This is a genomic window from Psychrosphaera sp. F3M07 (assembly GCF_018860345.1).
Taxonomy (GTDB): domain Bacteria; phylum Pseudomonadota; class Gammaproteobacteria; order Enterobacterales; family Alteromonadaceae; genus Psychrosphaera; species Psychrosphaera aquimarina.
Map to the genome: position 1 here is coordinate 48,558 of NZ_JAHKPJ010000021.1, position 8,354 is coordinate 56,911.

General features: G+C 40.8%; 6 protein-coding genes. 5 read left to right on the forward strand and 1 reads right to left on the reverse strand.

From position 1 onward, the window contains the following. The first annotated feature begins 321 nt into the window (after nucleotides 1-321). From KO505_RS10980 to gcvP, 5 genes are all read left to right on the forward strand, one after another. Nucleotides 322-1,626, forward strand: a complete 1,305-nt coding sequence (locus tag KO505_RS10980; RefSeq protein ID WP_216055505.1) for an FAD-dependent monooxygenase — start codon at nucleotides 322-324, stop codon at nucleotides 1,624-1,626. A gap of 51 nt (nucleotides 1,627-1,677) precedes the next feature. Continuing rightward, nucleotides 1,678-2,946 (forward strand): FAD-dependent monooxygenase, encoded by a 1,269-nt coding sequence (locus KO505_RS10985; RefSeq protein WP_216055506.1) that lies wholly within the window; start codon nucleotides 1,678-1,680, stop codon nucleotides 2,944-2,946. A 224-nt stretch (nucleotides 2,947-3,170) separates the two neighbouring features. Continuing rightward, the gene (gene gcvT / locus KO505_RS10990) at nucleotides 3,171-4,256 is read left to right on the forward strand and encodes a glycine cleavage system aminomethyltransferase GcvT (protein WP_216055507.1); all 1,086 of its coding nucleotides are present in this window, start codon (nucleotides 3,171-3,173) and stop codon (nucleotides 4,254-4,256) included. 216 nt (nucleotides 4,257-4,472) lie between these two features. After that, nucleotides 4,473-4,862, forward strand: coding sequence for a glycine cleavage system protein GcvH (gcvH, locus tag KO505_RS10995; RefSeq protein ID WP_216055508.1), 390 nt, complete (start codon nucleotides 4,473-4,475; stop codon nucleotides 4,860-4,862). 156 nt (nucleotides 4,863-5,018) lie between these two features. Beyond that, entirely contained in the window at nucleotides 5,019-7,934 is a 2,916-nt protein-coding gene (gene gcvP / locus KO505_RS11000) for an aminomethyl-transferring glycine dehydrogenase (RefSeq protein ID WP_216055509.1), read from the forward strand. A 169-nt stretch (nucleotides 7,935-8,103) separates the two neighbouring features. Here the strand turns inward: gcvP and KO505_RS11005 are convergent. Next, nucleotides 8,104-8,354 (reverse strand): hypothetical protein (locus KO505_RS11005; RefSeq protein ID WP_216055510.1); only part of this gene is annotated, 251 nt, incomplete at its 5' end.

Genomic DNA, 8,354 nt, shown 5'->3' on the forward strand with positions numbered 1-8,354 from the left:
CGAGGGCGTTAACCAATATCTAAGTGAAAAAACTCACTCGTCCTGGTTAATTTATCGACAGCCATAAACAGGCAATATTAATCGCACAATCCAGTCAGTGCAACCATTGTTAAACGCTTATGGATTAAAAAAATTCACTAATTATGCAGATAGTTTTGTTAATGATGGTTAAGGTAATGTAGCATTCGGATATAACGTATTTATCCTCATAAAATTCAATCAACATGCGCTGGTATTAAAAGCCAAATGTTAAGTTAAAAACAAGCGTGTTATTTCGAGTTAAATTATCCATTATGAGTGAAATTAGTAATGAAGGCGGCTATGAATAAAACATCACAATATGATGTGATCATTTCAGGTGGAGGATTATCTGGACTGTTAACAGCGATTGGATTAATTAACGAAACCCCAGAATTATCCATCGCAATAATTGAGCCTGTTAAGCCAATCACTGTAAATTCAACCAATAACACGCAACAGGCTACTAAAAATTTTGACGATAGATGTTTAGCCCTATCTTATGGTTCATTACAACTGCTTAATCATTGGCACGTTTGGCCACAATTAAAGCCTTTAGCTTGGCCAATAAAAACTATCATTACCTCAGACCGTGGTCATATTGGCAAAACCATCATGCGCGCAGCTCAATACGATTTAAACGCGATGGGATATGTGGCAGCCATGAGAAACATGGGGGCAGCGTTTACTCAAAGTTTAAATACGCTAATACAAGACAAAAATAGTAATTTAACTTGGTACACACCCAACAACATCAAACAGGTTTCTCAGCAGCCAGAGCAAATACAGTTAGTATTAGATGATCAACAAACCATAGCAGGCAAGTTACTCGTTGTGGCCGAGGGGGGAAATTCCCCAACACGTAAAACATTAAAAATAAGCACCAGTACACAGGCGTACGAGCAAAGTGCCATTATTGCCAATATCCAAGTAAATAAAAACAATAAGATAAATGATGTATTGTCGTTAGACGAAACACATACACAAAACAAACATAATGGTGAGTCTCAACAATTAAACGGCCATACTGCCTTTGAACGATTTACCACATCGGGGCCAATTGCATTTTTACCCATAGATAAAGATCAATACTCAGTGGTATGGAGTGTAAAGCCTGAACAGGTTGAGCAAATAATGGGCTTGCCAGACACCGACTTTTGTCAGCAGTTACAAAGCGCATTTGGCCATGCAGGTGGCGTTATTGTTAAAACATCAAAACGAGAAAGTTACCCACTTGGTTTGACTAAAGCAGAATCAATTATTAGTGACCGAGTTGTATTAGTAGGTAACAGTGCCCACACCATTCATCCAATAGCAGGACAAGGTTTTAATTTAGGCTTGCGTGATGTGGCTTATTTGGTCAAACAGATTAAACACGCCGTAGATAATAATGTTGATATTGGTGCCTTTTCTGTGTTGCAACAATACCAAGCTGGCCGAGTGAAAGACATTAACCGCATTACCGGTTTTACCGATTTATTAGTTAAAATGTTTGCACTAGAAGGGCGTTTACCGGCATTAACAAGAACATTAGGCTTGTTAGCGTTACAAAAAGTAACCAGCTTACAGCAATGGTTTGCCCTGCATTTTATGAGCAGCAAAGTTTAACGATATGACACATAACCATGAATTCTGGTTTTAAATAAGAGAAATAGACTTTTGATTTCAACAGATATAACAATTATTGGTGGTGGTTGTGTTGGTTTAACCGCCGCAATTGGGTTAGCCAACAACGGCTTTAACGTAATTGTGGTCGACGCTGCATCTGACCATACCGAATTAACCACACCTGAATTACGAGTAAGCGCGATTTCGGCTGCCAGCGAAAATATTTTTCGTGCGTTAGGCAATTGGCAACATTTAGATCAAAGCCGATTTGCGCCGTACACTAAAATGTCGGTGTGGGATAAAGACAGTTTTGGCAAAATAGAGTTTGATTCAGCGCAAATATCTGAGCCTCGTTTGGGCCATATTATTGAGAACAATAATATTAGAAATAGTTTAATTACCCTTGCTCGCTCTCACGCCAATATTCAGTTACTGTTTGATAACAAAGTAAATAGTTTACATACCACTAACCATCAACAAAATCAGACTCAGCAGGTTTATATAACCTTGGAAGACGGCACTCCTATTATTAGTAAATTGCTGGTGGCTGCCGACGGCGCACACTCTTGGGTAAGAAAACAACTTAAAACCCCAATGGTGTTTTCTGATTATGACCATCATGCATTAGTCGCCACTATACAAACCACAGAGCCACATCAATCGTGTGCCAGACAAGTATTTTTAAACACTGGGCCATTAGCCTTGCTGCCATTACAAATAACTGGTCAAGATCAAGAACATAATCTTGAGCCAAACCAGTGTTCAATTGTGTGGTCTAGCTCACCAGAGCATGTGCAACAATTAAAAGACATGACAGAACAAGAGTTCAACCAGTCAATCACCGCTGCAACCGACAGTGTATTAGGCCCAATCACATTAACCAGCCAACGTGTGAGTTACCCATTAACCATGCGTTATGCCAAACAGTGGGTTAACCAAGGTGTAATATTTATGGGCGATGCCGCGCACACCATTCACCCATTAGCGGGATTAGGCATGAACTTAGGGTTGCTAGATGCCGCCAGTTTAGTGCAAGTTTTGGCAACACCTACGTTATTAAGTGCAGAAAAATCCGGTGAGTTAAATAAACAATTACGTAAATACCAAGGGTGGCGAAAGGCAGAAGCACAAACCTATATAGCCGCTATGGCGGCATTAAAATCTTTGTTTGAAGGTGACAATAAATTCAAAAAACTAATTCGAGGTTTTGGCTTGTTAATCACCAATAAAACCGATGTGGTTAAACATAAGATCATCCAGCAAGCTATGGGTATTACAGGTGATTTGCCAGATTTAGCCAAAGTAAAAGATACCATCTAATACCGATTGTTAACTGTTTTTATCCTGTATTTGCCATAACGGGTTTTATCTTTAACATTAAAATTTCTAATGGTAATTGGATGGTCAAATGTGCTTGTATCCGTTATACTCCGTCGCAATTTTTAAGTGGAAGAACTTGAGTTACCACTTTGTTTTATAAATTGTGGCAACGACTTATTCTTATCACCTTGTTCGTAACTATTTAACGCAGCAAAGGTAAAAATATGACAAACAGAACGGTTTTATTCGACAAACACATAGAGTCAGGCGCCAAAATGGTAGATTTCCACGGTTGGGAAATGCCTATTAATTATGGTTCACAAATTGAAGAACATCATGCGGTTCGTAAAGACGCTGGTATGTTTGATGTGTCCCACATGACTATTGTTGATATTGAAGGTTCTGATGCTCAAGCATTTTTACGTAAATTAGTTGCCAACGATGTAGCAAAATTAACCGTACCAGGTAAAGCCCTTTACACAGGTATGTTAAATGAAGAAGGCGGCGTGATTGACGACCTTATCATTTATTACTTCACTCCAGAATCTTATCGTTTAGTGGTTAACTCAGCGACACGCGAAAAAGACCTAGCTTGGATCAACAAACAAGCAGAATCATTCTCAGTAACGGTTAGTGAACGTCCAGAGTTCGCTATGATTGCCGTTCAAGGCCCAGAAGCAAAAGCAAAAGTAGCAAGCATTCTTCATGCAGAACAAACCGTTGCTGTTGAAGGCATGAAACCATTCTTTGGTGTTCAAGCGGGTGACTTGTTTATTGCAACGACCGGTTACACAGGTGAAGCAGGTTATGAAATTGTTGTTCCTGCGGTTCAAGCGGCTGACTTATGGCAAGAGTTATTAGATGCGGGCGTTAAACCTGCTGGTCTAGGCGCACGTGACACATTACGTTTAGAAGCGGGCATGAACCTGTATGGCCTAGATATGGACGATTCAGTATCGCCATTAGCAGCAAACATGGCGTGGACCATTGCTTGGGAACCAGAAGACAGAAACTTCATTGGTCGTGAAGCACTTGTTGCACAAAAAGCCGCTGGCACAGAAAAACTTGTTGGTTTAGTCATGGAACAAAAGGGCGTATTACGCTCTGGTTTAAAAGTGATTACTGCTAACGGCGAAGGCGTGATTACATCGGGCACTTTCTCTCCAACGTTAGGTTACTCAATTGCTATGGCTCGTATTCCTGCTGGCACCGCCGTTGGTGATACTGTGCAAGTTGAAATGCGTAAAAAACTAGTAGACGTAAAAGTAACCAAAGCAGGTTTTGTGCGTAACGGTAAATCAATACTTTAGTTAATACGTATTTCTGGATTGGGTCGATGAATATTTATCATCGGCCAAAACATAAAAGAATTATAAAACTGGGTTGATCAATCAGACACTTACATTTATCTTTTCTAAGCGACATAAAATGCGGTTAGAAATTGAACATTAAGTGATTGAACAATCAAAGTAATACAACATATTTGACAATAATTTATTAAATAATAGCTCCAAAGGAACATAACTATGAGCAACATTCCATCGGATTTAAAATACGCTTCTTCTCATGAGTGGGTACGTAACGAAGGTGACGGTACTGTAACTGTGGGAATTACTGAGCATGCGCAAGGTTTATTAGGTGACATGGTATTTGTTGATTTACCAGATGTTGGTGATGAATTTGCCGCAGGTGATGACTGTGCCGTTGCTGAATCAGTTAAAGCTGCTTCAGACATTTACGCGCCAGTAGCCGGCGAGATTGTTGCGATTAATGAAGAGTTAGAAGACTCTCCAGAAAAAGTAAACGCTGATCCATATGGCGACGGTTGGTTGTTCCGCATTAAATTAGAAGACGCTGCTGAGTTGGACGATCTTCTTGACTCTGAAAGTTATGAAACGTCAATTGACGAAGATTAATTTCTAAGAGCATAAAAACCTCGCATTGATAACCAATGCGGGGTTTGTTCGTTTTAAAGGACTAAACACTGTTTCAATTTCAAAACACGCATAAGTTATTTGCATGTTTACTGTTTAAAACCGCTATAAATTAGCAATTTTAGGAAGTCTAGTAACATGACCGAAAAAACAAGCTTACAACAACTAGAGCAACACGATATCTTCATTCGCCGCCATATTGGTCCAAGCGAAGCAGAGCAGTTAGAAATGTGTAAGACCCTAGGTGTAAGTTCTGTTGCAGAACTGATTGGCCAAACGGTACCGGGTTCAATTCGCTTACCAGCAGAAATGAATTTAAACGATGCCAAAACAGAAGAGCAAACGTTAGCGTATTTAAAAACCGTTGCAGGTGAAAACAAAATCGCTAAATCTTACATAGGTTTAGGTTATCACCCAGTATCAGTTCCTAACGTTATTTTACGTAATGTATTAGAAAATCCAGGCTGGTACACCGCTTATACGCCGTACCAACCAGAAATTGCTCAAGGTCGTTTAGAAGCCTTATTAAACTTCCAACAATTAACTATCGACTTAACCGGTTTAGACTTAGCCAGTGCATCGTTATTAGACGAAGCTACTGCAGCGGCAGAAGCGATGGGTCTTGCCCGTCGTGTTTCTAAAGCAAAAAAAGCCAACAGCTTCTTTATTGCCAACGACGTATTGCCACAAACTATCGACGTGGTGAAAACTCGTGCTGAAATGTTTGGTTTTGACATCATTGTTGATGCGCCAGAAAAAGCAGCAGAATACGAAATATTTGGTGCCTTGTTCCAATACACAGGCGCTGAAGGTCAAATAAACGACATCAAACCGTTAATTGAAGCGGTACAAGCTATTAAAGGCGTTGCCATTGTTGCTGCTGACATTATGAGCTTATTAATGTTAGAAGGTCCGGGTCACTTAGGCGCAGACGCTGTTTTAGGTTCAGCGCAACGTTTTGGTGTACCAATGGGATACGGCGGTCCACACGCAGCATTCTTTGCAACCAGTGACAAACATAAACGTTCATTACCGGGTCGTATCATAGGCGTATCTAAAGACCGTCGTGGTAACCCTGCATTACGTATGGCAATGCAAACACGTGAACAACATATCCGTCGTGAAAAAGCCAACTCAAACATTTGTACTGCGCAAGTATTATTAGCCAATATGGCGTCGTTCTACGCGGTTTATCACGGTCCACAAGGACTAAAAGTTATCGCAAATCGTATCAATCGTTTTGCTGATATCTTCGCTGCCGGTCTTAAAGCTAAAGGCGTTGCATTAGTTAACAACTCTTGGTTTGACACAATTACCTTTACTGCGGATAACAAAGACGAAATTTTAGCGCGCGCTAAAGCAAAATTAGTTAACTTCCGTACTGATTTAGACGGCAAGTTATCAGCCACCATGAATGAAACCGTAACACGCGAATGTGTTTTAGAGTTATTCGACGTGGTACTAGGCGAAGGCCATGGTTTAGACGTTGCCGCATTAGACGCTCAAGTAGTTGCAGGCGAAAGCTCTATACCTGCGACTTACGCACGTAAAACAGACGTACTTACTCATAAAGTATTTAACTCGTACCACAGCGAAACAGAAATGTTACGTTATATACGTCGTCTTGAAGGCAAAGACTTATCATTGAATCATTCAATGATCTCTTTGGGTTCTTGTACCATGAAGTTAAATGCAACGGCTGAAATGATCCCAGTAACATGGCCTGAATTTGGTAACTTGCACCCATTCTGTCCTGCTGACCAAGCGCAAGGTTACAGCAAGATGATTGGTGAATTATCTGATCAATTAATTGAGATCACAGGTTACGACAATATCTCTATGCAACCAAACTCGGGTGCTCAAGGTGAATACGCAGGTCTAATCGCAATTCGTAAATACCACGAAAGCCGCGGCGACCATCACCGTAACATCTGTTTAATTCCAAGTTCTGCACACGGTACTAACCCAGCGTCTGCACAAATGGCCAGCATGAAAGTTGTGGTAACGGCTTGTGATGAAAACGGTAACGTAGACATTGCTGACTTACGCGCTAAAGCAGAAGAACACAGCGAGAACTTATCGTGCATCATGATCACATATCCTTCTACTCACGGTATCTACGAAGAAACCATTAAAGAAGCGTGTGACATTATCCATGAACACGGCGGCCAAGTTTATATGGACGGCGCTAACATGAACGCACAGGTTGGCTTAACGTCACCGGGTTCAATTGGTTCTGACGTATCACACTTAAACTTACACAAAACCTTCTGTATTCCACATGGTGGTGGCGGCCCAGGTATGGGACCAATTGGTGTTAAGTCGCATTTAGCGCCTTTCTTACCAAACCATGCGGTAACTAAAGTTGAATTCATTGGTGATAACGCCATTGAAAATGTAGGCATAAACAACGGCGCAGTATCAGCAGCACCTTATGGTTCAGCAGGTATCTTACCTATCTCTTGGGCATACATTGCCATGATGGGTAAAATTGGTTTACGCCAAGCAACAGAAGTGGCAATTTTAAATGCCAACTACGTAGCAGAGCGTTTAAGTGCACATTACCCAATCTTATATCGTGGCCGTAACGACCGTGTTGCCCACGAATGTATTGTTGATTTACGACCACTTAAAGACGCATCAGGCATTTCAGAAATGGATATTGCTAAGCGTTTGAACGACTACGGTTTCCATGCACCAACCATGTCATTCCCTGTGGCGGGCACATTAATGATTGAACCTACTGAGTCAGAAGCAAAAGTAGAGTTAGACAGATTCATTGATGCACTAGTGGCTATACGTGGTGAAATTACTAAAGTTGAAAACGGCCAATGGACGTTAGACAACAACCCATTAGTATTTGCACCACATACAGCGGAAGACGTACTAGACCCAACGTGGGACAGAGCGTATGCACGTGATTACGCAGCATTCCCATGTGAGTCTGTTAAGCAAAATAAATTCTGGCCAACGGTAACTCGTATCGACGATGTATACGGCGACCGTAACTTGATTTGTTCTTGTCCGAGCATTGATACGTATAAGGAAGACTAGTTCCTAGTCTTTTTAAGATATTGAAGTGTTGAAGAGAAGGTGACTTAGGTCACCTTTTTTGTTGGTTTTTTTCCTCGTAGCTAGTTACTCGTAGCTTTTGTTGTTTCGCCCCTCGGCGCAGGTTGTATATTTGTTGGGAGTTTTAACTGATTCATCTTGCTTAGTTGAACTATAGGTTTCCCCACTCGGCGACCATACCTTTTTTCAACAGCCAAAAAAGGTAGGCGAAAAAGGCCGCTTCCAAACAAAATCCAATACTTATTAAATAGTTATTTTTGTTTACAAAAGCGGACTGAAAAGTCATCCCTGACAAACAGTCCTTTCTCAGCATCCATGCTTCGAATTTTATAAAAATAATATTTAACGAAGCGATTTTGTGATGGAGAGGTAAAGCAGAGCAAAAAGCAAAAGCAAAAAGCA

What these genes read in the sequence shown, in the direction of transcription:
- gcvP (WP_216055509.1), top strand. Translation starts at nt 5,019, where the DNA reads ATGACCGAAAAAACAAGCTTACAACAACTAGAGCAACACGATATCTTC.
- gcvT (WP_216055507.1), top strand. Translation starts at nt 3,171, where the DNA reads ATGACAAACAGAACGGTTTTATTCGACAAACACATAGAGTCAGGCGCC.
- gcvH (WP_216055508.1), top strand. Translation starts at nt 4,473, where the DNA reads ATGAGCAACATTCCATCGGATTTAAAATACGCTTCTTCTCATGAGTGG.
- KO505_RS10980 (WP_216055505.1), top strand. Translation starts at nt 322, where the DNA reads ATGAATAAAACATCACAATATGATGTGATCATTTCAGGTGGAGGATTA.